The organism is Bradyrhizobium sp. CCBAU 51627 (genome assembly GCF_028128765.1).
GTDB lineage: Bacteria > Pseudomonadota > Alphaproteobacteria > Rhizobiales > Xanthobacteraceae > Bradyrhizobium.
In genome coordinates this window covers 54,987-76,356 of sequence record NZ_LBJG01000086.1, presented here as the reverse complement: position 1 = coordinate 76,356, position 21,370 = coordinate 54,987, and the positions used below count along the sequence as shown (strand labels likewise).

Sequence of the window (21,370 nt, the reverse complement as noted above, 5' to 3'; positions counted from 1 at the left end):
TGCAGACGTCGGCTACAGAACGACGCTGCAATTCTTCCAGTCTCCGTGAACTGAAAGTGAATTTGGATTACGGTGGCAGCACCGTGATCGACTTTATTTCGGAAGGCACGCCACATTGTAGGCGATGATGATCTGGGCGGGATCGGCCTTCCCGATGCTCTTCAGGTCCTCCAAGCCGCTTCTCAGCCTGGCTCCCGCATCCTGCAAGCTCCCCTCAAGTGCCGACTTGGCCGCTTTGCATCGCTCTTCGCTCGTGAACTCCTGAAACACCACCGTCGGAAGGAGCCTCCACTCCGCCTTGTCGCTGGTCGCGGCCGGGCTGACCGAGTAGGAAAACACGTACATCAGCACCCACATTGGCACCCCCTTGCTGCGTCTGCGATGACGACATGTGCAAAGCCGGATAGCTAAGCCGGATACCTAAGCCGGATACCTGGCGAGAGAGTCCGCTTCGCGCCTATTTGAACGTCGGCCGTTCGACCTCGCGGGGGCAGTATGGCGTCTGCCGCCCGCGCGCGATCGATTTCGTCAGTAGCGGTATCCGTAAGGATATTGGCCCGGACAAACGTAGTTGCCATAGGTGTCGTAGTAGCAGCCGCTGTTGTAGTTGTTGTAGTAGCCGTAAGCTCCTGCAGCAGCTGCTGCTCCTACAGCGGCGGCACCGTAGCCCCAACCCGGGCGATAGTAGCCGCCACCATATCCGGGGTAGCCGGCGATTGGACGGCCCGGACGGCCTGCGATCGGACGGCCCGGATAGCCGGGACGGCCGGGACGGCCCGCGATCGGATGCGACGGCCGAGGACCTCCGGCGACGCGGTAGCCGCGGCCACCGTGGATGCGCCCGGCGTGAACGCCACCGCCGCGGACGTGGGATGCGCGCATGCCACCGCCATGAAAGCCCCCGGCACGCATGCCACCACCACCGCGGTACCCGCCACCACCGCCACCTCGCCGGGCGAGCGCGTCATCGGGAATGAGACTGGCAGTCACCAGAATGAGAGCTGCCAAAGCAGTGAGGATGTATCGAAGCATGATCTATCTCCACGTTGCTGACTCTAATCGTCGTCATCCTGAGCTTCGAGGCTGTGCTCGATCACATCGTGCATGCCCCGCATGACGACATACGAAGCAAAAGACATTCTCCTCTTCTGATCATCGCTCAATGTTTTGTAGAGTGGCTCCCAGGCATCGGCGAGCTTCTTGAGATCGGCTCCGCGCTGAATCAGCCGGTCCGCTCTGCGTTGCATGAGCTCGACCGGGTTGGTTTGGTGGAGGGGATCCATTGCGTCGTCACGCAATTCGGCGACCCGCTCCAGGCGAGCCTGCCGGTTCTTCGCCCTGTTGCGGATGGCCTCCTCGACGGCTGGCCAGAGTTTTTCCTGGTCGGGCGTCAATTGCAAGGCGGCCTTGACCATGCCGACACGCATGTCCGTCAGGCTTTTCAGGTCGGCGGCGCTCGGCTGCGCTACTCCCACCGTCGATGGCACCTCGGCTGCGTAGGCGAGAGAGGAAGTTGTCGCCAGCAGCGCGATCGCCGCAAAGCTTGCTTTGCTGCTCATTGCAGGCTCCTGAGCTTTGTATCCCCCGCCCCGAGTAGAAGGAGCTATGCGGGCGGGCGCTATGTTGACCTAAGTCAAAGGGCAGGTAGCAGGTCTATGGACGTGCTTCTGACGGTTCCCTGGAGCGGTCGAAATCGCGTTCCCGTCGGTCGCGCGCGGCACCGGAAAAACTGAATTCACATGCGCCAGGCTGATGTGAGCCGCACGGGTTCACGGGCTGCGGCATGGTTGAGTGCATTGTCACCGTCGCGGCACATTTGCCTTCGAGGGCTCGGCTGTTTTGCCGGGGATCTTGTGCGTCACCGGGATTACGGTGACAGCATTGGACTGCACCCCTGAAGTGAGACACGATAATTACAGTGACAGGCATTTCGAAGATGACCTGTGGCAGGACGAGGAAAGAACCGCCAGTTTCCGACGGCCAACAAATTGAAGGCGATCAAGCGGGATACCCTCTCCTTTCATGACAAATCTGCTTTTCCGACCAACGTCGGACTCGACTCTTCGTTCCGTTTTTGTTCTCATGGTCATCTTCACATCATGAGGCGGACCATGCCGGACCTGAACCAGCTCAGGCGGGACATCGAGCACATGCGGGGCCAGCTTGGGCGGCAGCGGAAGGAGATCCTGATGCTGCAGCGGGCGCGCATCGGCACGGCCGCGGCCGAGGCGCTGCTCTCGCGCATGCAGGCCAGGATCGAAACCCTCTGCGCTCAGCGGGATGCGCTGAAAGGCGCGGAGCCGCCGCGCAAGGGCAGGGTGCTCGGAGGACGTAATTGGTGAAAGAGCCCCTCAGGTATTTTATCGACGAGCCCGAACTTTCGCCGTTCCTCGCGGCGCTTCACGATGTCCGGTGTAGGGCGACGCGTGAAGGATGGTGCTATGCGCACGTCCAGGCCATCATCGTTGCCATCGACCAATACGCCGAAGCTGCAACGGGCAATCGCGATTATTTTCTCAATAAGCCGCACTCGATCGGCAGGCCGCGACGGAGCGAGGTGCCTTAGACTACGGGGACGAAGCGAGGCGCGACAGCCCGCGCATTTGATGGGCTGTCATCGCGAAGCGATGTTCGAAATGCGCGATGCTCTCTCCGCGCGACAATCGGAAACCGCAATTGCAGATCCAGCACCAAAGAGGCCGCCAACGCGACGGCCTCCGACTTTCGCGGTGACGACGGGAAAAACGACATCACAGGGGCGGCGGCTGGCCCGGTCCCGACCCCGAGCCGAACGGGCCGGGAAAACATCCTGGGCCTCGCAAGCCGCCGGCGATGATGCCGCCGACCCACTCGACGGCATGAACGATTGCGTTGCCGATCGCGCGGAAGGCGTCGCCCAGCCAGTTGCCGCCGACGATCATTTCGAGCTCGGCATCCGTCAGCTCGGTCATTCCAGGGTTCGTATGATCACTGTTCTGCATGGTTCTGCTCCTGATGAGATCCGGCGGCGGACCATTCCGCCGTCGACGGGGAGCGCGCTCCCCTTGCACCTGTGATCGCAGGAGTACGCCGAACGGCTGTTGGCCTGCTGTGACCGTCGTCACAAAGCAGATGGCTCGACCTCCGAACCCGCACGAGGGTAGCGGCGACCAACGGCTGCAAACGAGGACATCTCGCCGTGAGCTGGTTCAAACGACATCTGGTGGTGGGCTGCCTGATCGCGGTGGTCTTCTTCGCCGTCCTCGATGCCTACAGGTGGCCGGGCGAAGATGCGCATCTGGCGACGATCCTGGTTGCGTCCGCGGGCTGGCCTGTCTTCGCTGCACTGGTCGTGGGCGGCGCGATCGGCGACGTGGTGCATGGCATGAAGTCCGGCAAGGCAGGGTGAGCCACCATGCTCGACGCCTTGCTCGGCTTCGTCTTCGAAATGGTCCTCAACGTGGTCGGGACCGCCATCGTCAAATTGTTCGGCGTGGACAACGCCGCTGAAGTCGCGAGCGTCGTCATCGGCCTCGGCATTCTCGTGCTCGGCGTCATCCTCGTCGTGTGGGGGCATTGAAGAGCGATCGCCCGCGGCGATGATGGGCTGTATCGCGACCTGCTCGCGGCGAATTGCAGGGCCGCCGACGTGGAGGTGGGGGCCTGGTGCCTGATGCCCAATCCCGCGCCAATCTATCCTGGTGCCGTCCGACCCGCGGGGGTCATGCACAGCGGGAATGAACCAAAAATTCAATTAAAGATAGATTCGGGCACCAGCTGCGAACGGACGCAATGATTCCTTTAAGTTGTTCCGCTTACAAAGCGCCACGGCAAAAACTGTGGAAGCAAAATGTCCGTCGAGGCAATTCGCGAAAATGCTTTTCGCCTTTATCGACTTAACTGGATCGCCCTCGGAGTACTTGCGCTCTTCGATGGTGTTTTCAATCCCATCGTCGGCTTCTCCTTGGAACTTGACCGGGAGGCGTGGGCCGGATTGTCGTTTTCTGCAGCGTTGGTCGCATCCGGTCACTTCTTGCTCCGGCGAAATTATTCCCGGCTTGCTTTTGTCGCCCTGTCCGTCGCTCAGCTTGGCTTCCTCGGGCTGCTTGCAGCCATGCTGACCTACATTGCAGCATCGGTGAATTTGCCGCTGCAGGACGAAATGCTCGACCGTTGGGACAAGATGCTCGGTATGGATTGGGCCGCGTATTACAAATTCATGGTATCCCGGCCGGAGTTGCTGCCATACTTTTATCTGGCCTATTTGGCGCTCGCACTGCCTCCTTTCGGTGTTCCGATCGTTCTCGGTCTCACCAAGAACTATGTGCGGCTTCAACGCTTCACGCTCGCGACCTTTCTCACGATCTTCGTTGTCGCTTTCTTGTCTGCGCTCATGCCCGCTATCGGCACGTATCAAATGTATGGTCTACCAACGGAGTTCGCGGGTTTCAAAGCCAGTGGCTATTTGATCCAGCTTGAGCGCTTGCCCGGAATCAGGAGCGGCGACCTGCATATCTTCAACATCTCGCAGATCGGCGGAGTCGTAACGTTTCCCAGCTTCCACGCCGCCGCAGCCGGCCTGGCCTTGTGGGCATGGTGGGGTGTCTGGTGGATGCGCCCCTGGGCGTTCATGATGAGCGCAATGATGTTGATCGCGACGCCGCTGGTCGGCGGGCACTATTTCGTGGACGTATTTGCTGGCCTGGCGATCGCGAGCCTCGCAATCATCCTGGTGTCGTCGATCACGACACAACCATTCTCCGTCCCATCGAAGGCGAGGGCTCTTTCGCCGATCACGAGCGCATGAATCGCCTGCTTCTGTCGCGGTTGGCGCAGGCACCGCGCTCAAAGAGCGTAGTGCACATCCTCGCCCTCGGCTTCGTCGTCGCCATGTGGGGGCATCGAAGAGCGACTGCCTGCGACGACGATCGCTCGCTGTGGCCGCGCTGACCGGCTACGCCGCGATCTGCTGCTCGACCGGCGCCGTCAGGTACTTCAGCACTTCGGCATGCTCGAGGTCGGGAACCGCGATCGCCGTGTGGCTGTAGGTCGCGTGGCTGCGCGACTTTGCGATCTTGTCGAGGATCTCTTTGCCTTTGATGACGTGCAGGCCCATGCCGTCTCCCGACGGGAAGATCGCCAGCACGACGTCATAGGCGGCGATGATGGTTCTGAGCGCCGCGGCTTTGTCTTCCGCGACATCGACAAATACGCGAACATCGGCTGCGAGTTCACGCAGCTCGTCAAAATTCAGCACTTTCTGGGTACTCCAACGCAACAGGACTGCATGGAGAGTGGCGGCGTTGGGTTACCAGAGTCTGAACAACATCGATCGAGATGAAAGTTTCACGATGAGGTGACGCATCGTGTGGAAAACTCCGCTGGGGAATATTCGGGGCTCTCTTCAGCCGCCCACGTCACCTCGCCAGCGCATCGGGAGAACCCCGTTCTCCCTGAAGCTGGCGAGGAAGCGAAAGCGCTTCGCGTGCGGATTGGCGCGGGCTTCGATGGTGTTTCCGAGGATCTGCACGATCTCGCGCTCGTCATAGGCCGGCCAGAACGGCAGGCCGGATCCATTGGGATTGCCTGATGTCGCGAAGTTCACCCAATAGCTCATCATGGTCTGCGCCAGCGCGCGGTCGGCTTCATCGGGCGGCGCGGCGCAGCCGATCACCCGCTGCGGCGTCAGCGTGCCGAAGACGAAGGGGATCTCGGTCACGTGCGAGGCGATCGGCGTGTAGGGCGAGGTGTAGACGAAGTGGTAGCCATAGACCGGTGCGCGCGTGCTGCTGCGATGCAGACGCAGCGCCTGCCAGCACTGCTCGCCGACCACCATGTCGCCGGTGAGCGCGGCGGCGGACGCCTTGGCCTCTGCGTCGGTATCGGCGGGGTAGTGGCTGAGAAAGTCCGCCAGCCGGTCTTTGCCGAACAGCTCTTCGGCCGCCGCGCGAAACGCCCGCGGCTGATGATGGGGAAGCGATTGCGACATGAAGGGGAAGCCCTCCGCGCCGTTCCAGCCGGCGAGCAGGGGAATGTGCATCTGCTCGCCGCGCAGGAAGCGCCGCGCGGGCGCATCCGGGACCAGATGATGATCGATGCTGGGCGAGAACGCTGCCGTGACGTGATCGCGCGCAAAACTCCAGGGCGCGGCTGCATTCAACGGCTCGGCCGGCATGGCGCGCAGGGCTGCGATCGACGCACCGCCTAGCCGGCGCGCAAACGCAAGGCCCCGTGCGCGCGCTTCGTCATGAGTTTGCAGCGGCCCGTGCCGGCCGTCCCAGAACGCGCCGCTCTGGGCGATTGCCTTGTGGAACAGCCCGCGCGCGAGCCGCGATGCCATCAGGAGGCCGAGGGCCATGGCGCCGGCGGATTCGCCGAACAGGGTGACGTTGTCGGGGTCACCGCCGAATGCAGCGATATTGGCCTGGACCCAGCGCAGCGCCGCGAGTTGGTCCTGCAGGCCGTAATTGCCCGATGGCGCTTCCGCGTCGAGCTCGGGATGGGCGAGGAAGCCGAAGATGCCCAGGCGATAGTTGAAGCTGACAACGACGACGCCCTTCGCCGCCAGCGCGCGGCCGTCGGTGGCGGGATTGGCCGAGGAGCCGAACTGAAAGCCGCCGCCGTGAATCCACACCATCACCGGCCGCTTCTCGTCAGCCTCGTGCGCGGCGGTCCACACATTGAGCGAGAGGCAATCCTCGGCGCACGGTCCCGGCCGTGGATCGTTTTCGAGCGACGACAGGCTTGCAGCGCCGAAAGCGGACGCATCGCGCACGCCGCGCCACGGCGCCGGTGGCTGCGGCGCGCACCAGCGCAATGGGCCGACCGGAGGAGCTGCGTAGGGGATGCCCTTGAACGCGAGCACGCCGCTGTCGTCGCGCGGCCGGCCGCGGACCTGGCCGGCTTGCGTGCGCACCTGCCGGCCCAGCCGGGCCGCTTGAAAGCTTATCGAGCCATGCACGGTCGCATCTCCTTGGTTGGGGCGACTGAAAAACTAGCGACTTTGCCGCGCGATGAATTCGCATATAATTCCAATCGATAGCTAAAAACGATCAATGATCAGGCAAAAGCTCCGATACCCTCTTCGTTATCCCTGGCTCGACCTGGATGTGGACGACCGGTCCGCGCCTATCATTGCCGTGCGTGTCGATGCCGACGGGACCAAAGGGGAGGTACCCGAGCACAGCCACCGCAAGGGACAGCTCGTGGCCTCGCTCGGAGGCGGCGTGACGTGTCGCGTTCCCAGCGGCCTGTGGATGGTGCCGCCGCATTGCGCGGTCTGGATCCCCTCCGGCATGCCGCACAGCAATCGTGCGACTGCGAATGCGCGGCTGTTCTTCGTCTACATCGAGGCGGACCTGGTCGATCTGCCGGATCGCTGCTGCACCATCTCGATCTCGCCCCTGCTGCGCGAGTTGATCGTCGAGCTGTCCGACGGCGCACAGCATGACGAGGCAAGGCGGGAGCGCCTGATCGGCGTGCTGCTCGGCGAGTTGCCGCGCATGCCCGTGCAGCAATTGCATCTGCCGCTCTCGCGCGAGCCGCGCGTCAAGCGCATCGCGGCCGCGCTGGCGGACAATCCCGCCGACCGCCGCACGCTGGCGCAATGGGCCGATCACGTCGCGCTCAGCGAAAGCAGCCTTGCACGCCTCGTCGTCAGGGAGACCGGCCTGACGTTTGGACGTTGGCGTCAGCAATTGCATCTGATCGTCGCGATCCGCGAGCTCGCCTCGGGGGCGAGCGTGCAGCAGGTCTCCGCCGATCTCGGCTATGAATCGGTCACGGCCTTCATCACGATGTTCAGGAAGGCGCTGGGCAAGCCGCCAGCCAGATATCTCGCCAGTATGGCCCAGGAGAAATAGCGCCAGGAATTAGCCAGACATGACGGAACTCACGTCGAACTGCTGCTTGCGTTTTCGGCCTCAATGGGTTCTAAGCCCGGCTGCTTCATGGCCACCGGCCTGAACCGACGCGCTGCCCGCGTAGTTTTACCGCTTCCCGGACAAAGCTACACCGCGGCTCGCGCGCACCCAATTCAGAGGAAATCCAGACATGGCGAAGATGACCAAGACCCAGTTGATTGATGCAATTGCGGAAGGCACGCAGCTTGCGAAGAACGATGTGAAGTCGGTCATCGAGTACATGGCGACGGTCGGTTACAAGGAGCTCAACGAGTCCGGTGAGTTCGTCATTCCCGGCTTCGTGAAAATGTCGGTGGTCAACAAGCCCGCGACCGAGGCCCGCATGGGCATCAACCCTTTCACCAAGGAGCCGATGCAGTTCGCGGCGAAGCCGGCGAGCAAGTCGGTCAAGGCCTCGCCGCTGAAGGTGGCCAAGGACGCCGTCTGATCCGGCCGTCGCGCGCCGTCTGCGCGGCTCCAGCAGCACGGTCTCCCAAAAGAAAACCCCGCGCTTGCGCACGGGGCTCTCTAGCTGACGGCGATGGGATTTCAGCGCCTGGCCGTCAGCAGTAGCTCTAACGTAAGGTTGAAAATCCAAAAGGCAACCGCGCGGTGACGGACCATGTTCGTCGCTCGCGGCGCTGCCGTATCGACTGCTGAAATCCCCAACCTCGATGGGTCAATGGCGTGCCGAAAAGGTTCAACGCCACGAGCAGGGGAAATCCGGTGCGAGAGGCTGGACTTTTTGTTCTCAGTTTGTTCTAGTGAGTCATCCGCTTTGGAGGTGACTCATGACCATCGAGAAACAGCGCGAAGTGATCCGGCTCTGGAATCAACTTCGGAAAGTCGAGGGCCCGGCCGCAGAGGAGCTCCGCATTCAGATCCTGGAATGCTTCTCCGAGAAGAGCAACGCCAGGCGCGCTGCAGCTTGAGCGTTCAAGACTTGAGGCGACGGCGTAACGGCGCGCCGCTTCATCGATCGTTAGGAACGGCGTCGTGCTGATTGTTCGAATCCGATTCGTTCTCGGAGAACGAAATGGAGTCGGATGCAGAACAGCTCGCTCCTCTTCAGAATTTCGTCCGAGGGGGTGTCTCAAAACCAGTCAGCGCGATACTTTGCGTGATGGTGTCGTTGTTGTAGCGGCCGCGATCGATGCTTGCGGCGGTTCTGTCTCTCATTTGCATGCGAACGATTTGTTAAGACGTGCCGCATGCTGATTTCGGGGAGTCCGATTCGTTCTTCGCGAACGAAACGGCGGCGAAGCCGGAACAAAGCGAATTCGGAACAAACAAGATCAACCAAGCTGGCGCGCGCGCACTAGCGCTTGCTGCCGTAGACCTCGTCGTCGTCGGGCTCGCGCGGGCACGCGACGCCGCTGGTCGCCAGCGCCACGAAGCCGGCATAGCCAGACAGGTTGAGCAGGACTTCGAGCCAAGCGGGCATGACAAGCCTCTTCTCGTAGAACGGCTGCAACGCGCGCGAGAGATGCTTGTTCCCCTCTGAAAAAGAATCGCGAGTTAGAGCGGCGAGGTGGGATCGAGCCGCCGGCCCAGCGCTGCAACCGATTCCGTCGAGGGCGAGTCCTTGAGGAACTCGGCGATGGCACGGGCGAGCTCGCCGTCGCTCATCGGAGACGGCGGCGGGCGCAGCGCGCCGACACCGAAACTGCGGACGATCTCGTCGTAATGTCGCGCATTCTTCTTGGGAACAAGCCTGCGAATGCGGGCCAGCAAAGCGGATATCGGCACTCTCTCCTCCTCGACCTCCGCCCCGTTTGGCAGCGATGCATGTCTGCTGCCATTTTTGTCGTTCCAAACTGAAAACCCCGCCAGCACCGCGGAGATGCTGACGGGGCTTCGTGCTGTCGCCTCGAGCCGGAGGGCGGAGGCTCCCGCACTTGGAAGTCCAATCCGCGTTTCCGGGCATTGTTCCTCGCTGGTGAGATTTTTTCTGCGCAGTGCAGTTCCGGGCGACGCGAACCATTGCGGAGAGTCTGCGTTGTCCCCGCGAAACGCGAAGGAGGAAATCATGAGGAAGACACTCGCAGTTCTGGCGACCGTTGCGGCTGTCGGCGTGACCGCGGTCGCGGCACCGGCACCTGCGGCGGCGCGAGGCATTGGGCCGGGCCTGGCGTTCGGTCTGGCCGCCGGCGCGATCACTGCGGGCGCGGTCGCGGCGTCCCATCCGTACGGCTATTACGGTCCGTATGACTATTACGGCGGCCCCGTGTACTACGATGACTACGGCCCTGGCCCGTATGTCTATTACCGCCCCTATTACCGGCACCACTATTACTATCGCCACTACTGGTAACGGGCGACGAATCGAAAAGCCCGGAGCGACGCTCCGGGCTTTTTCGTGCGCACAAATGTCTGCGCGATGGCTTACGGCCAGAGCGAGGGCCGTTCCACCTTGCGGGCGCTCTCGAGCGTCGAGACAAAATACTCTTCGCGCTCGCGCTTGAATTTTTCCTGGGTGGCACGGAAGGCGGCGACTCGGGCGGCGATCTCTTCGCGTTCGCGGATTTTGCGTTGTTCGTCTTCGGTCATGTCAAATCCCCACTACACCGGAGTATGTGTGCACTTCCAACTCAAGCACTGCCGCCGCAATCACGTTGAGTCGCGTTAACACATGCATTGGCGCTCCTGATTGGGGCGTCAATGGGGAGGAGGCATTGCAGGATTGTGATAAGGGAAGATCGGAAAAAATTGCCACCCGATTGCGCTCGCGACTTGCACGGCGGTGGATAAGAGCGTCAACAATCTTGTCGCTTGCATGTGTGCGGCTGGCGCGAAAATAAATCGGGAGGCGGCGCATGATTGCAGAGGACCTTCAGAGCGGCGTCGAACGACTCGGCGACATGATCGCAAGAGCCAAGATCATCGTGCCGTTCACCGGCGCCGGCATCTCGACCGAATGCGGCATCCCGGACTTCCGCTCGCCGGGCGGAATTTGGACGCGCAATCGCCCGATCGAGTTCGGCGAGTTCGTCGCCAGCCAGTCCGCCCGCGACGAATCCTGGCGCCGCCGTTTTGCGATGCAGGAGGTGTTCGCCGCAGCGAAGCCCGGCCGCGGCCATCGCGCGCTGGCTTCGTTACATCGCGCCGGCAAGATCCCCGCGGTCATCACCCAGAACATCGACAATCTGCACCAGGCCTCAGGCTTCGCTCCCGATCGCGTGATTGAACTTCATGGCAATACCACTTACGCGCGCTGCATCGGATGCGGGCAGGTCTATCAGCTTGACTGGGTGAAGCGCCGGTTCGACCGGGACGGCGCCGCGCCGAACTGCAGCGCATGCGACGAGCCGGTCAAAACCGCAACGATCTCATTCGGTCAGGCGATGCCGGAAGATGAAATGCAGCGTGCGACCGAACTGTCACGGGCTTGCGATCTCTTCATCGCCATCGGTTCCTCGCTCGTGGTGTGGCCGGCGGCGGGCTTTCCGATGATGGCGAAGGAGGCCGGTGCGCGCCTGGCGATCATCAATCGCGAGCCGACCGAGCAGGACAACATCGCCGATCTCGTCATCCGCCATGACATCGGCGAAACGCTCGGACCCTTTGTTGGCAATTGAGGCGTTAGTTTGATTCGCGGCTGTGCAAGCTGTTCATAGGTTCCGGCGAATCTCTTTTTTGTCTATGCGTCGCAACCGGGAGTGTTATCTTTTGAGTCGAAAGATTCGCGTCGCGTCGAAGTGAGAAGATTCTCTTAAGACGCGTGATTCGAGCGCCGCCAATGTGGCGGGTTGCATGGCATGTGTGGGGTCCGGGGTTATGGGGTCGTCGGACGGATTTGAGTCCAAGAAACTGGGAGTTCCCGTGTCAGGCGAACACGGCGGCGGTCGTGACAATGCGCTCGGTCCTTTCACCGGGCTAGGTGAGGGTAGCGCCAACCTCGTCGAGGTTCATGGCGTCATCAAATGGTTCGACGCCTCAAAGGGCTACGGCTTCATCGTCCCTGACAATGGCTGGCCCGACGTGCTCCTGCATGTTACCGTGCTGAGGCGCGACGGCTTCCAGACCGCCTATGAGGGAGCGCGCATTGTCGTCGAGTGCATCCAGCGCGCCAAGGGCTATCAGGCCTTCCGCGTGGTTTCGATGGACGAGTCGACCGCGATCCATCCCGCGCAGATGCTGCCGCCGCGCACCCACGTCACGGTCACACCGACCAGCGGGCTGGAGCGCGCGCAGGTCAAATGGTTCAACCGGCTGCGCGGCTTCGGCTTCCTGACGTGCGGAGAGGGCACCCCCGACATCTTCGTGCACATGGAAACGCTGCGTCGTTTCGGGATGACCGAATTGCGGCCAGGCCAGTATGTGCTGGTCCGGTTCGGGCCGGGCTCCAAGGGCATGATGGCGGCCGAGATCCATCCCGAGACGGGTTCGCCGGGGCTCCAGTCGCACTAGCGGCTTCAAATTTCCGTATTCGTGAGCAGAAGCGCGCGGCTTGGCCTGCGCGCTTCTGGCTTTTCGGACGGTGGCCGCGTAAGGATGTCGCCATCCGAAGCCGTTTGGCCCAATCCCTGTCGTTCAGAATTTCCCTGCCGAGTTTCCCGCCCATGCGCTTTGATCGAAAGGCCGCCAGGTCCCGTGCCCAGGGCTGGCTTGCTGCCGTTCTCGTCATTGTCGGTTTCGCGGTCGCCGGCGCGCCCGCTCGCGCCGCCGGCTTCCAGCCGCTCGAGATCGTCACCAGGAACGGAGTACAGGTGTTCTCGGTGGAAATGGCGACCACGGAGGAGGAGAAGCAGACCGGGCTGATGTACCGCAAGGAATTGGCCGACGGCAAAGGGATGCTGTTCGACTTCAATCCCGAGCAGGAAGTGTCGATGTGGATGAAGAACACTTATGTCCCGCTCGATATGATCTTCATCCGCGCCGACGGCCGGATCCTGCGCATCGCGGAAAATACCGAGCCGCTCTCGACCAGGATTATTTCGTCACGAGGGCCTGCCCGGGCCGTCCTGGAGGTGGTGGCGGGAACAGCGCAGAAATACGGCATTCGCGTCGGCGATCGGGTCGGCCACCCCCTGTTCGGCAACAAATAGGTCCTGCGGACTTGGCCGCCCGGGCTGGCCGCTTGCTGGCTCTCTTGGAAGCGTGTATCGACAGGGCTCGCCGGACATTCGGGGTATAGCGCAGCCTGGTAGCGCGGCAGTTTTGGGTACTGCAGGTCGTTGGTTCGAATCCAGCTGCCCCGACCACTCCCGACGTTGATTCTCCTAAACTTTTTCCCTGTGATTCTGACGTGATTCTGACACGCGGTTCTTACGTTGTTCGTGCGCGCTCGGCCGCGGCGAGCGCGGCCTGCGCATCTTCCATGACCTCGCGGTAGAGCTTGCCGCCGCTCAGCTTCTGCAGCAGCTCAAGGATGTTCGAGCAGCGGATAGAGCAGGTCGTAGATCTGCAGGTCGAACTCGGCCGCTGCACGATACTTCGACTTGGACGTGCGCGTTCGCCAGCGCCAGCCCGGCACCTTCTCCCAGGTGAAGAAGCCCGCCCAGGTCTCGTTCTCCACGTGCAAGATCTCGATGCCGGTCGGAAATTTCGCATCGGCCTTGCGTGGCGACCATTTGCCGATGATGTCGCCCTGGCGCAGCATCAGCTGGAACTGCGCGGCAACGCCGATCGACATATAGAGCGCGCGATCGCGCGGGATGAAGTCCTTGGCGGCCAGGTCGCGCGCGGCACGAAGGAAGTCGCGAACGTGCTGATAGGTCCGCTCCTGCTCGCGCGCGCCCTCGCGCTCGAACTGCACCTTCCTCGGCCAGGAGCTTGCAGTCGGCATGGCGCAGCGCAGCCATGAAGCGGATCACGGTTCGCAGCATCGCGATTGTATTGTCCGGCCCTCGCCAGCGCTCGCCGTCCTCGTCGACATACTCCGCGCCCTTGCGCCACTCCCGATAGAAGGCCTGACAGTCCAGCACGGTGACGTTCTTGACGCGACGATGCCCCACGCTCTCGATGATGACCTTGAGGTCCGCCAGATATCCTCGGCGCGTCGTGTGGCTGATGTTGTAGTTGAACGGGGAGTTCGGGTGCTCCTGGTAGATCTGGCACGCCGTCTTGATCGTCCCGTCGTAGCGGGTCTTGGTCAGTGAAGGCTCGTCCGTCGCGAGCTTCTTCTTCTCGGCCTCGATGTGTGCCCGCAGTTGCGCCGTGTAGCCGCGACATAGCTCCCCGATCTCTTCGTCAGTCGCGCCCGGTGGCAACGGAATGCAGGTGTCGGGAAACCCCATGGGGTCGCGGGTGACCTGGTTGGCCAGCCAGTATCCCAGATTGTTGCGGCCGATCTTGAACCCGCCTTTCTCCGCGGCGGGGCATGTCGGAAGGGCTCTTCGTCCTGGACGTCTGGTGAGGGGGCGACCCGCTCATCTGTTCTCACCTCGTTGTCCGAGTCCAGCCACCGCGCCACCTTCGGCCAGTAGAAACCGCCCCACGTCTCGCGGAACGGTGGAAAGTCGATCAGCGAGCAGGCCTCGAGCACGATGCTCAAGATGGAATGGATCATCCCCGGCGGCCTGGTCGGGCAGGAGCTGGCGCTCAAGCTCTGGGCCTATTTCGGAGAGCGCGGGCGATATGCCGTCATCGAGCCCGGCGCCCGCGAGAAGGCGATGCTGCTGCAGGGCACCCAGCGCAACTCGCCGCTGAACCTCGCGCTGCGCCTGTTGATGCAGTTCAAGCAATTCCCGGCGACGATGCTGACCAGGACCTGGGAGACCGAGCTGCGCGGCGGCGGCCGGCGCATGGACAAGGTCGCCGGGATCACCGAGCTGATCGTCGGCACCACGCTCGCCGGCGCAATGGCGAACTATCTGAACGCGATCTTCAAGGGTCAGGATCCCAACGCGCAATGGCGCAGCCAGCCGCGCGACGCGCTGATGGCCGCGTTCCTGCGCGGCGGCGCCGCCTCGATCTACGGCGACTACCTGCTCGGCGAATATTCCCGCCACGGCATGAACTTCCTGGAGGGCCTCGCCGGCCCGACGCTCGGCCAGGCCAACCGGCTGGTCGAGCTCTACAACCTGTTGAAGCAGGACGCCCGCGACGCCGCCTTCGACCAGGACAAGCACAAGGGCAGCCAGACCGCCGCGCTCGCGGTGAAGACGGCGCGCGACAATCTGCCCTTCATGAACATGATCTACACGCGCGCGGCGTTCGATTACCTCGTCACCAACCGCCTGCTCAATCCCGGCTATCTCGACCGGATGGAGCAGGGGATGAAGCAGCGCTCGGGAATCGAGTTCTGGCTAAGCCCCCGCAAGGTCAACAGCCAGGGCCTCGCGCCGGCGCTGGGCCAGGCGATCGGCGGGCGCTAGCGGACGCAATCGAAGATCGCGCGCGGTCCTTCCATCCGGTTGAAGCGCGCCGCCTTGCTGAACTGCTTGCAATGCTGGTCGGCCAGCGGCAGGGCGTCCATCTCGTTCCAGACATTGGAGACCGTCACATAGGTCTCGTTGCCGACGACGCGCTGCCCGAACGCGCCGCCGTAAATGTTCGCGTCAGCCCCGGCCGTTTGACAGCCCGACAGCGCGCATAGCGCGCCCAGCAGCATCAGTCTTTTCATTTTGCCTACCCCCGGTTGCGCGACGATTCCACGACCGCGGCGCCAGGGCAAGCGACTAGCGGAGATTCCCCCACATGGCCACCACGGACCGCCGGGGCGTCAGCGTCGACGCCACGGACACCGCCATTGCCGGCAGCCCGAATCCGGGCCTCGCCATCAAGGCGCCGTGCCTGGTCGCGACCACTGCCAACATCACGCTCTCCGGCCTGCAGACGGTCGACGGGGTGGCGCTGGCGGCCGGGAACCGCGTGCTGGTGCGGGCGCAGACGGACCAGACAACGAACGGCATCTACAACGCCTCCACCGGCCCATGGACGCGGGCGATCGACGCCAACAACAATTCCGACTGGGCGAGCGGCCTGCTCGTCATGGCGGCGCAGGGCGCGACCTTCAGCACCATGCTGTTCGAATGCCCGAGCGCCGATCCGATCGTGCTTGGCACCAGCGCGATCGTTTTCAATGCCAACAACGTCCCGGCCGCGCGCAACATCAACACCGCGGCGCCACTCGCCGGCGGCGGCAATCTTTCGGCCGACCGCACGCTGTCGCTCACGATCAACGGCAGCCTGCAGGTCACGGCCGGCGCGCTGGCGGTGGCGCAGGCCACGGGCGCCGCGCATCAGTGGGTGGCCGGACCTTCCACCGCCGATGTGCGGCCAGACTTTGAGTGGGGTTACAGGACGTCGGTAAGAGGTCCGTAGCGGAGCTACAAGGACACGCTTGGCCTTCCTTCGACCGAAGGAGTGCGGTCCACTCGATAGCGCCTACCGGGTCCAGCTTGGCGTCCTCGCTCGGGGCCAGTGCGAAACAACGGGTATCCGCAGAATTTACACCAGCACATGGAACTCCTGCCAGTTGCTCCAGATCGCGCCGTCGCTGGCTCTAACCCAGAGATCGTCCGACACGGTGCCGCTTTGGAAACTTGTCGCCGCGAGCTGAGCCGCACTGACGTTGATTGCAGTGTTGGTTGGCTGGGCGGCCCCGGAAACGGACCAGTGGCCGCTTGCGGCCGCGGGCGTGGAATCCCAGAACTGATACTGCGAGATGCTGTCGCCATCTGCGTCCGATACCGAGAACAGGGATGATGCCGCAACGCTCTGATTGGGCGTGGCGTGGAAGTCGGCAGCTGTGACCACGGGCGCGCGATCCAGCGGGGCGTTGACATGAAATTCCTTCCATGCGCCCCAGGCGATGCCGTCGTAAGCGCGAGCCCAGAGATCATCTGAGCCTGATCCACTCTGGAAAGTCGTGGTCGAGAGCTGCGCTGCCGTGACGCCAATAGCGACGTTGGCGGCCTGCACTGTGCCCCCGACCACCCAATGGCCGCTGCTCGGGTCAGCCGTCGAGTCCCACAGCTGATAGTTCGTGACAGCGTCTCCATCCGCATCAGAGGTCGAGAACAGAGTTGAAGCTGCCACATTCTGATTGTGGGTCGCCGTGAAATCCGATGCAGTGACGACCGGGGGATTGTCCAGCGGAGCGTTGACGTGGAACTCCTTCCAGCTGCTCCATTTCGTCCCGTCGAAGGCACGAACCCACAGGTCATCCGATCCTGAGCCGCTCTGGAATGACGTATTCGCCAGCTGGGCGGCGCTGACATCTATGCTCTGGTTCGACGGCTGTGCAGCACCAGCGACCACAAAATGCCCGCTCGCGGAATCGGCGGTCGAATCCCAAAACTGGTAGCCGGTGATCGTATCGTGATCGGCATCGCTGGCCGTGAACAGGCTGGCAGCAGCGATGTTCTGTCCGTGGGTCGCGTTCATATCCGATGCATTGACCACGGGAGCGTTGTCGATCGGAGCATTGACGTGGAACTCCTTCCACGCACCCCATAGCGTGCCGTCATTGGCCCGCACCCACAAATCATCGGATCCGGAGCCGCTCTGGAACGTCGTATTTGCCAGCTGCGCGGCGCTGACGTCGATGGCGACATTCGAACTCTGCGATACGCCGCCGACAACCCAGTGACCGCTGGACGGATCCGTTGTCGAGTCCCAGAGCTGGTAGTTGATGATCGTATCCCCATCCGCATCAGTTACAGTGAATAGGCCGGAGGCCGCGATGTTTTGGTTGTGGATTGCATTATAGTCGGCAGCAGTGACAAGGGGTGCGTGGTCAACTGGGGCGTTGACGTGGAACTCCTTCCACGCGCCCCATTCAAAACCGTCATAGGCGCGTACCCACAGGTCGTCCGAGCCGGAACCACTCTGGAAGCTGGTGCTGCCCAACTGGGCTGCGGAGACGTTGATGGCGATGTTGGCGTCTTGAGCGATCCCGCCGATCACCCAGTGCCCGCTAGCCGGATCGCCGGTTGAATCCCATAGCTGGTAGTTTGTAATCGTATCGTTGTCCGCGTCGGTGACCGAAAAAAGGCTTGAAGCCGCAACGTTCTGGCCATGCGTCGCGGTGAAATCCGAGGCAGAGACCAAGGGCGCGTTGTCGGTTGGCCCTACGACCGTGAGTCCCTGCCAGCCTGTCAGAGTGTCGTCGTTTTCCAGCAATCTTGCCCACAACGTATCTGTGCCGCCAAATGCGCCGACGTCAAATACGGTGTTGGCAATATCGGCTGGGCTCACATCGATTTCATGGCCGCCCGTTTGCGCCAGGCCGTTGACCACGAACTGACCGCTTGCCACTGTGCCATTCGAGTCCCACAGCTCGGTTTTTGATAGCTGAGGCCGTTCGGATCTGAAACCGTCACCAAGGTGGACAGAGGTATAACTTGGGCTCGCGTCGCGACCAGGACGTTGTGTACGGTCAGAGTTGGCGGTTGAAGAGACACTGAGAACTGCTGCCAGGGAGTAAGCGTTCCATCGTTCTCCAAAAGCCGCGCCCATAAAGTGTCCGAACCCGTCCCGGTACCTACATGAAAGACAGTGTTCGCAACATCGCCGGGTGCAACGTCAATCTCATGACCTCCGGATTGGGCCACCCCATTTACAACAAATTGGCCGCCCGATGCCGAGCCATTCGCATCCCACAGCTCCAGCTTTTGATAGCCCTTGTGCGCTGGATCAGAAATCGTGACGAGAGATGACAATGGTAAAGTCTGGCCGCGGATAGCGGCTGAGTCGCTGACCACTGACACGGCAGGCGGAGGTGGCGGGAGATCAGTAAGACCAAGCGCGTTGAGTACGATGATATCCGCGCTAGATAGCGTACTAAAATTACTTCCATCCAGGCTGAATGGATCCGGTAACCCAGCAGACCAATCCCAGGGATCAACTCCCGTAGAATCGAAGTTCTGAAGATTTGTATTACCTCCGTCGATAGAAAAGTACCCAGCGGCGGTCGTGAAATCCAGAACACCGGGCGACGAAAATTTGTACAAATTCAGGATGGTATCTGCGGTATTGGAGCTATTGCCAGCTCTGCCCATTGCATGCGTAATTTCATGTAGCGCTACGCCAAGATAACTGCTCCAGCCAACGCCAAAGCCGACATAGCCGTCAGTTGCTGTGTCGTTGGAGGGCAGCATCCCGAATAGCTTTTCCTGGGTGTTGCTGAGCAATACACCCGACTGATTGGTAGGATTATTGATTGGCAAACTATTGGCCGCTGCAATCGCGTAGGGCGCAGTCGCATTACTTACAAGAAGTGATCGAACGCTTGAGTATGAAAGATATTGACCCCAAGCCGGGCCTCCCTCAGAAAAACCGCTCGGTAGCGCAACGTCGGCGCCATTCTCGAAAATTTCACCGTAGCCAACCTCGATATTGACGGTGATTGGAGCCGGAAGCACAGCGTCCAAGATCTGTGCGGCTGCATTCAAATCAGAGAAAAAATATGCAGGTGCGCTATTAGCGCTGGCCTCATAACTCAAATTAATTATCATCCAATGGCGCCCTTGGTGTGAGCTAGCTCAATCTAAGCTTGTACCTCGAAGAGTATCGAGGACGCGGGAGCTACGCTAGAGGTTTCTCCGGATGCACTGGCCCTTGCGACATCGCGGTTACAGAGTTTCGGCCCATATGCCGGACTAGTCGCCGCCGTTCGTCTCGGAAATCTGAGATATCGATGCCAATGTGTATGCCTTTGCACGAACCGACAGCGTGGCATCTTCGATTCTTAGGCCTGTTTCCGGACGCCGAGGCAGCCGCAAACCCCGCTAATGCAGCTCTTTAACAATGTTGGCCAGTACGGCGGTGGTCGCCATGCAGCAACTGAAGAGGCTAAGAAGGCGTTGAGAGTCGGGCTGAGTTGAGCGCCCAAGTAGAATTCGCTTTTCTTGGGCCTTCCCGATCATCAATAAATGCCGGTAGGTCGAGATTGATATCGATTAACGCGGGGCGTGCCGTAGCGGTTCATTACATGCGGGTTAGCAGGCTCGCTCGGTGCTCTCGTTGCTTGCTCCAATGCGATACAAAACACCTCAAAGAAGCTCGTACGAGGTGCATGAGACGTTCAGCGCGCCGCCTGTGCCGCTGGACACCTGATATCGATGCGTGTTGTGCACTCGCTGCAAGCCGCAGCCTTCTTTGTCACGCTCTCCTCTAAGCACATGGTGCTTTGCCCCGGATTGATGCGAATACAATTACCATGACTTCGGCACGAAGGGCCCGATACAGCTGATCAGTCCGATCCAAGGCGTGACCGTGGCTCATCTCTAGGACACGATCCATGCTGCAATGATCGGCGTGAACTACCACTATTGATGTGATGGGCAGGGCCGGCGCGCCACGCCGGCCGGCACAGACTTCAGAACAACGCCCAATTCGCCAGGCGCCAGGCCAGCCAGCCCAGCGCGCAGATCCAGCCCATCATCGCGATCGCCGCGATCCCGAGCCAGCAGACTGCAAACAGTGACGTCCGGGGCTCTTTAGCCGCGGACAATTTCCCGGTCGTCTCAGCTTGGCTCACAGCATCCCCTTGGCCAGCGGCCTGTTCTTCATTGGTCTCGCATTGCTCGCGAAAATTCACCGGCCACGCTCCAGGTCACACGGACGTGAGACGGGATGACTGTCCATTGATGGCGTACCGAAGCTCATGGCGTAGGGAGGCGGGCGGCGAGCTGCTCGCAGGCATGTGGAAGGTGGGAAAACCCTGTAACGCGTGGCAGGGGGATTGGTTGCTTCCCGGAGGCGGAGGTGCGAGTGCGCGTCGACATGTTTCACGCATGCTTGGTTGAAGGGGTAAGACGGCACGCTAGCGCCGTGCCCTCGAATATCCCTTCAGGCGGGGTTTCCATGTCGATCGGTGCCATTGCCTCTTCGGTCAAGGCGTGGTCGCAAGGCCGGTCAGCCGCGACGTCAAACCCTCGGCGCCCCTCCTTCTCGTCGACGACCTTCTGCGCGATTTCCGCAAGGATTTGAATCGGTTGACGGCGCAGAATTGTCAAATCTTCTTCGAACCTTTGGGCGTCGCCATAGACACATGAGTGTTGGGGATTTCAGCGCCCAACGTCTAAACGGACGCCGCCAAGCGATGATACTCCGCTTGCGCGGCGTTGCGCCTTTTCCGATTCAATTCGAGGCGTGCCAGCCCGCCGGAAACGGGATCAGCGGCCAGACCGGATAATTGTCGTTGGCAACCTTCGGCGGCCTGTCCTGGGTCGGCTTGGTCATGGGTGCCAGGGGCGGCGAAATCATCGCCAGACGCAAATAGGCAGATTGGAAATCCATGAACGTCAACCAGCGCAATGAGCTTCTCAGAAAAGTTCAGTCCGAGCTCGAAATCACGAGGGCGGGCTTCCCAGGGCCTGCCTATTCTCAAATTGCGCAGATATCTTAGGAAAGACCGGCAAGCCTTTCAACCGGCAAGGCAGCTGCATGTCGGCGGGTAAGGTTGATCGGTTAGGTTAAACGCGAGCTGTCGTTGCGGCCGTCTTGATGACTGCTATCAAGGCGGTCCCGGCACGCGACGACGCCGCATCTGCGGCTCAGACGAGATCACATTCGTCGCGGCGTTTCGTCTCGCGCGA

At 61.6% G+C, this 21,370-nt stretch carries 29 protein-coding genes and 1 tRNA gene; 14 read left to right on the top strand and 16 right to left on the bottom strand.

Features of this window, described 5'->3' with window-relative positions; genetic code table 11:
* Positions 1 to 93: 93 nt before the first annotated feature.
* From XH88_RS31095 to XH88_RS31085, 3 genes are all read right to left on the bottom strand, one after another.
* Positions 94 to 357, bottom strand: a complete 264-nt coding sequence (locus XH88_RS31095; protein WP_271672043.1) for a hypothetical protein — start codon at positions 355 to 357, stop codon at positions 94 to 96.
* A 171-nt stretch (positions 358 to 528) separates the two neighbouring features.
* Entirely contained in the window at positions 529 to 1,032 is a 504-nt protein-coding gene (locus XH88_RS31090) for a hypothetical protein (RefSeq protein WP_271672042.1), read from the bottom strand.
* A 23-nt stretch (positions 1,033 to 1,055) separates the two neighbouring features.
* Positions 1,056 to 1,559 (bottom strand): Spy/CpxP family protein refolding chaperone, encoded by a 504-nt coding sequence (locus tag XH88_RS31085; RefSeq protein WP_271672041.1) that lies wholly within the window; start codon positions 1,557 to 1,559, stop codon positions 1,056 to 1,058.
* Positions 1,560 to 2,111: 552 nt separating this feature from the next.
* Between XH88_RS31085 and XH88_RS31080 the strand changes: the two genes are divergently transcribed.
* Positions 2,112 to 2,342, top strand: a complete 231-nt coding sequence (locus XH88_RS31080) for a hypothetical protein (protein WP_271672040.1) — start codon at positions 2,112 to 2,114, stop codon at positions 2,340 to 2,342.
* A 408-nt stretch (positions 2,343 to 2,750) separates the two neighbouring features.
* On the opposite strand, the gene XH88_RS31070 is transcribed toward XH88_RS31080, so the two are convergent.
* Positions 2,751 to 2,981 (bottom strand): hypothetical protein, encoded by a 231-nt coding sequence (locus tag XH88_RS31070; protein WP_271672038.1) that lies wholly within the window; start codon positions 2,979 to 2,981, stop codon positions 2,751 to 2,753.
* 197 nt (positions 2,982 to 3,178) lie between these two features.
* Here XH88_RS31070 and XH88_RS31065 point away from each other — a divergent pair, with 197 nt between their 5' ends.
* From XH88_RS31065 to XH88_RS31055, 3 genes are all read left to right on the top strand, one after another.
* Positions 3,179 to 3,388, top strand: a complete 210-nt coding sequence (locus tag XH88_RS31065) for a hypothetical protein (RefSeq protein WP_271672037.1) — start codon at positions 3,179 to 3,181, stop codon at positions 3,386 to 3,388.
* A 6-nt stretch (positions 3,389 to 3,394) separates the two neighbouring features.
* Positions 3,395 to 3,559 carry a hypothetical protein gene (locus tag XH88_RS31060; protein WP_271672036.1) on the top strand — a complete coding sequence of 55 codons (165 nt, stop codon included), beginning with the start codon at positions 3,395 to 3,397 and terminating at the stop codon, positions 3,557 to 3,559.
* A 270-nt stretch (positions 3,560 to 3,829) separates the two neighbouring features.
* Positions 3,830 to 4,786 (top strand): phosphatase PAP2 family protein, encoded by a 957-nt coding sequence (locus tag XH88_RS31055; RefSeq protein WP_271672035.1) that lies wholly within the window; start codon positions 3,830 to 3,832, stop codon positions 4,784 to 4,786.
* 147 nt (positions 4,787 to 4,933) lie between these two features.
* On the opposite strand, the gene XH88_RS31050 is transcribed toward XH88_RS31055, so the two are convergent.
* Positions 4,934 to 5,236: a hypothetical protein gene (locus XH88_RS31050; protein WP_271672034.1), complete on the bottom strand. Its 303-nt coding sequence runs from the start codon at positions 5,234 to 5,236 to the stop codon at positions 4,934 to 4,936.
* 147 nt (positions 5,237 to 5,383) lie between these two features.
* Positions 5,384 to 6,940 (bottom strand): carboxylesterase/lipase family protein, encoded by a 1,557-nt coding sequence (locus XH88_RS31045; RefSeq protein ID WP_271672033.1) that lies wholly within the window; start codon positions 6,938 to 6,940, stop codon positions 5,384 to 5,386.
* A gap of 94 nt (positions 6,941 to 7,034) precedes the next feature.
* On the opposite strand from XH88_RS31045, the gene XH88_RS31040 reads away from it, so the two are divergent.
* From XH88_RS31040 to XH88_RS31030, 3 genes are all read left to right on the top strand, one after another.
* Entirely contained in the window at positions 7,035 to 7,841 is an 807-nt protein-coding gene (locus XH88_RS31040; protein WP_271672032.1) for an AraC family transcriptional regulator, read from the top strand.
* Positions 7,842 to 8,031: 190 nt separating this feature from the next.
* Positions 8,032 to 8,328, top strand: a complete 297-nt coding sequence (locus XH88_RS31035) for an HU family DNA-binding protein (RefSeq protein ID WP_057754729.1) — start codon at positions 8,032 to 8,034, stop codon at positions 8,326 to 8,328.
* A gap of 343 nt (positions 8,329 to 8,671) precedes the next feature.
* Positions 8,672 to 8,812: a hypothetical protein gene (locus XH88_RS31030; RefSeq protein ID WP_271672031.1), complete on the top strand. Its 141-nt coding sequence runs from the start codon at positions 8,672 to 8,674 to the stop codon at positions 8,810 to 8,812.
* 386 nt (positions 8,813 to 9,198) lie between these two features.
* On the opposite strand, the gene XH88_RS31025 is transcribed toward XH88_RS31030, so the two are convergent.
* Both XH88_RS31025 and XH88_RS31020 read right to left on the bottom strand, forming a co-directional pair.
* On the bottom strand, positions 9,199 to 9,324 hold the full coding sequence (locus XH88_RS31025) for a hypothetical protein (RefSeq protein ID WP_271672030.1): 126 nt from the start codon (positions 9,322 to 9,324) through the stop codon (positions 9,199 to 9,201).
* 74 nt (positions 9,325 to 9,398) lie between these two features.
* Positions 9,399 to 9,911, bottom strand: coding sequence for a hypothetical protein (locus tag XH88_RS31020; RefSeq protein WP_271672029.1), 513 nt, complete (start codon positions 9,909 to 9,911; stop codon positions 9,399 to 9,401).
* Here XH88_RS31020 and XH88_RS31015 point away from each other — a divergent pair.
* The gene (locus tag XH88_RS31015; RefSeq protein ID WP_271672028.1) at positions 9,910 to 10,194 is read left to right on the top strand and encodes a hypothetical protein; all 285 of its coding nucleotides are present in this window, start codon (positions 9,910 to 9,912) and stop codon (positions 10,192 to 10,194) included. The two genes, XH88_RS31020 and XH88_RS31015, sit on opposite strands and share 2 nt — an antisense overlap.
* Positions 10,195 to 10,265: 71 nt before the next feature.
* On the opposite strand, the gene XH88_RS31010 is transcribed toward XH88_RS31015, so the two are convergent.
* A complete protein-coding gene (locus tag XH88_RS31010; protein ID WP_271672027.1) occupies positions 10,266 to 10,430 on the bottom strand; it encodes a hypothetical protein in 165 nt (54 codons plus the stop codon).
* Between the two features lie 266 nt (positions 10,431 to 10,696).
* On the opposite strand from XH88_RS31010, the gene XH88_RS31005 reads away from it, so the two are divergent.
* From XH88_RS31005 to XH88_RS30990, 4 genes are all read left to right on the top strand, one after another.
* On the top strand, positions 10,697 to 11,458 hold the full coding sequence (locus XH88_RS31005) for an SIR2 family NAD-dependent protein deacylase (RefSeq protein WP_271672026.1): 762 nt from the start codon (positions 10,697 to 10,699) through the stop codon (positions 11,456 to 11,458).
* A 199-nt stretch (positions 11,459 to 11,657) separates the two neighbouring features.
* Positions 11,658 to 12,290: a cold-shock protein gene (locus XH88_RS31000; RefSeq protein WP_271672025.1), complete on the top strand. Its 633-nt coding sequence runs from the start codon at positions 11,658 to 11,660 to the stop codon at positions 12,288 to 12,290.
* A gap of 152 nt (positions 12,291 to 12,442) precedes the next feature.
* Positions 12,443 to 12,928 carry a DUF192 domain-containing protein gene (locus tag XH88_RS30995; RefSeq protein WP_271672024.1) on the top strand — a complete coding sequence of 162 codons (486 nt, stop codon included), beginning with the start codon at positions 12,443 to 12,445 and terminating at the stop codon, positions 12,926 to 12,928.
* A 79-nt stretch (positions 12,929 to 13,007) separates the two neighbouring features.
* Positions 13,008 to 13,084, top strand: a tRNA-Pro gene (locus tag XH88_RS30990).
* A gap of 161 nt (positions 13,085 to 13,245) precedes the next feature.
* On the opposite strand, the gene XH88_RS30985 is transcribed toward XH88_RS30990, so the two are convergent.
* Positions 13,246 to 13,668 carry a hypothetical protein gene (locus XH88_RS30985; RefSeq protein ID WP_271672023.1) on the bottom strand — a complete coding sequence of 141 codons (423 nt, stop codon included), beginning with the start codon at positions 13,666 to 13,668 and terminating at the stop codon, positions 13,246 to 13,248.
* Positions 13,669 to 14,377: 709 nt separating this feature from the next.
* Between XH88_RS30985 and XH88_RS30980 the strand changes: the two genes are divergently transcribed.
* The gene (locus XH88_RS30980; protein ID WP_271672022.1) at positions 14,378 to 15,199 is read left to right on the top strand and encodes a hypothetical protein; all 822 of its coding nucleotides are present in this window, start codon (positions 14,378 to 14,380) and stop codon (positions 15,197 to 15,199) included.
* Here the strand turns inward: XH88_RS30980 and XH88_RS30975 are convergent.
* Entirely contained in the window at positions 15,196 to 15,435 is a 240-nt protein-coding gene (locus XH88_RS30975; protein WP_271672021.1) for a hypothetical protein, read from the bottom strand. The two genes, XH88_RS30980 and XH88_RS30975, sit on opposite strands and share 4 nt — an antisense overlap.
* 86 nt (positions 15,436 to 15,521) lie before the next feature.
* Here XH88_RS30975 and XH88_RS30970 point away from each other — a divergent pair, with 86 nt between their 5' ends.
* Positions 15,522 to 16,148, top strand: a complete 627-nt coding sequence (locus tag XH88_RS30970; RefSeq protein WP_271672020.1) for a hypothetical protein — start codon at positions 15,522 to 15,524, stop codon at positions 16,146 to 16,148.
* 126 nt (positions 16,149 to 16,274) lie between these two features.
* Here XH88_RS30970 and XH88_RS30965 read toward each other — a convergent pair whose 3' ends face one another.
* The 5 genes from XH88_RS30965 to XH88_RS30945 all read right to left on the bottom strand — a co-directional run bounded on the left by XH88_RS30965 (position 16,275) and on the right by XH88_RS30945 (position 21,071).
* Complete coding sequence (locus XH88_RS30965; RefSeq protein ID WP_271672019.1) at positions 16,275 to 18,086, bottom strand: hypothetical protein; 1,812 nt, start codon at positions 18,084 to 18,086, stop codon at positions 16,275 to 16,277.
* Positions 18,023 to 19,273 (bottom strand): NF038122 family metalloprotease, encoded by a 1,251-nt coding sequence (locus tag XH88_RS30960; protein WP_271672018.1) that lies wholly within the window; start codon positions 19,271 to 19,273, stop codon positions 18,023 to 18,025. Before XH88_RS30960 ends, XH88_RS30965 begins: the two co-directional genes overlap by 64 nt.
* A gap of 875 nt (positions 19,274 to 20,148) precedes the next feature.
* Positions 20,149 to 20,370: an RNA-binding protein gene (locus tag XH88_RS30955; RefSeq protein ID WP_271672017.1), complete on the bottom strand. Its 222-nt coding sequence runs from the start codon at positions 20,368 to 20,370 to the stop codon at positions 20,149 to 20,151.
* 190 nt (positions 20,371 to 20,560) lie between these two features.
* Positions 20,561 to 20,788, bottom strand: coding sequence for a hypothetical protein (locus XH88_RS30950; protein ID WP_271672016.1), 228 nt, complete (start codon positions 20,786 to 20,788; stop codon positions 20,561 to 20,563).
* A gap of 124 nt (positions 20,789 to 20,912) precedes the next feature.
* The gene (locus XH88_RS30945) at positions 20,913 to 21,071 is read right to left on the bottom strand and encodes a hypothetical protein (protein ID WP_271672015.1); all 159 of its coding nucleotides are present in this window, start codon (positions 21,069 to 21,071) and stop codon (positions 20,913 to 20,915) included.
* Positions 21,072 to 21,370 lie beyond the last annotated feature (299 nt).

Excerpts from the sequence above, each read along its gene's own strand:
- XH88_RS31040 (WP_271672032.1), top strand. The coding sequence starts at position 7,035 with ATGATCAGGCAAAAGCTCCGATACCCTCTTCGTTATCCCTGGCTCGAC.
- XH88_RS31080 (WP_271672040.1), top strand. The coding sequence starts at position 2,112 with ATGCCGGACCTGAACCAGCTCAGGCGGGACATCGAGCACATGCGGGGC.
- XH88_RS31055 (WP_271672035.1), top strand. The coding sequence starts at position 3,830 with ATGTCCGTCGAGGCAATTCGCGAAAATGCTTTTCGCCTTTATCGACTT.
- XH88_RS31010 (WP_271672027.1), bottom strand. The coding sequence starts at position 10,430 with ATGACCGAAGACGAACAACGCAAAATCCGCGAACGCGAAGAGATCGCC.
- XH88_RS31095 (WP_271672043.1), bottom strand. The coding sequence starts at position 357 with ATGTGGGTGCTGATGTACGTGTTTTCCTACTCGGTCAGCCCGGCCGCG.
- XH88_RS30970 (WP_271672020.1), top strand. The coding sequence starts at position 15,522 with ATGGCCACCACGGACCGCCGGGGCGTCAGCGTCGACGCCACGGACACC.
- XH88_RS31005 (WP_271672026.1), top strand. The coding sequence starts at position 10,697 with ATGATTGCAGAGGACCTTCAGAGCGGCGTCGAACGACTCGGCGACATG.
- XH88_RS31000 (WP_271672025.1), top strand. The coding sequence starts at position 11,658 with ATGGGGTCGTCGGACGGATTTGAGTCCAAGAAACTGGGAGTTCCCGTG.
- XH88_RS31035 (WP_057754729.1), top strand. The coding sequence starts at position 8,032 with ATGGCGAAGATGACCAAGACCCAGTTGATTGATGCAATTGCGGAAGGC.
- XH88_RS31030 (WP_271672031.1), top strand. The coding sequence starts at position 8,672 with ATGACCATCGAGAAACAGCGCGAAGTGATCCGGCTCTGGAATCAACTT.
- XH88_RS31085 (WP_271672041.1), bottom strand. The coding sequence starts at position 1,559 with ATGAGCAGCAAAGCAAGCTTTGCGGCGATCGCGCTGCTGGCGACAACT.
- XH88_RS30975 (WP_271672021.1), bottom strand. The coding sequence starts at position 15,435 with ATGCTGCTGGGCGCGCTATGCGCGCTGTCGGGCTGTCAAACGGCCGGG.
- XH88_RS31090 (WP_271672042.1), bottom strand. The coding sequence starts at position 1,032 with ATGCTTCGATACATCCTCACTGCTTTGGCAGCTCTCATTCTGGTGACT.
- XH88_RS30980 (WP_271672022.1), top strand. The coding sequence starts at position 14,378 with ATGGAATGGATCATCCCCGGCGGCCTGGTCGGGCAGGAGCTGGCGCTC.
- XH88_RS31025 (WP_271672030.1), bottom strand. The coding sequence starts at position 9,324 with ATGCCCGCTTGGCTCGAAGTCCTGCTCAACCTGTCTGGCTATGCCGGC.
- XH88_RS30945 (WP_271672015.1), bottom strand. The coding sequence starts at position 21,071 with ATGGATTTCCAATCTGCCTATTTGCGTCTGGCGATGATTTCGCCGCCC.
- XH88_RS31060 (WP_271672036.1), top strand. The coding sequence starts at position 3,395 with ATGCTCGACGCCTTGCTCGGCTTCGTCTTCGAAATGGTCCTCAACGTG.
- XH88_RS31070 (WP_271672038.1), bottom strand. The coding sequence starts at position 2,981 with ATGCAGAACAGTGATCATACGAACCCTGGAATGACCGAGCTGACGGAT.
- XH88_RS30985 (WP_271672023.1), bottom strand. The coding sequence starts at position 13,668 with ATGCCGACTGCAAGCTCCTGGCCGAGGAAGGTGCAGTTCGAGCGCGAG.
- XH88_RS31020 (WP_271672029.1), bottom strand. The coding sequence starts at position 9,911 with ATGATTTCCTCCTTCGCGTTTCGCGGGGACAACGCAGACTCTCCGCAA.
- XH88_RS31015 (WP_271672028.1), top strand. The coding sequence starts at position 9,910 with ATGAGGAAGACACTCGCAGTTCTGGCGACCGTTGCGGCTGTCGGCGTG.
- XH88_RS30995 (WP_271672024.1), top strand. The coding sequence starts at position 12,443 with ATGCGCTTTGATCGAAAGGCCGCCAGGTCCCGTGCCCAGGGCTGGCTT.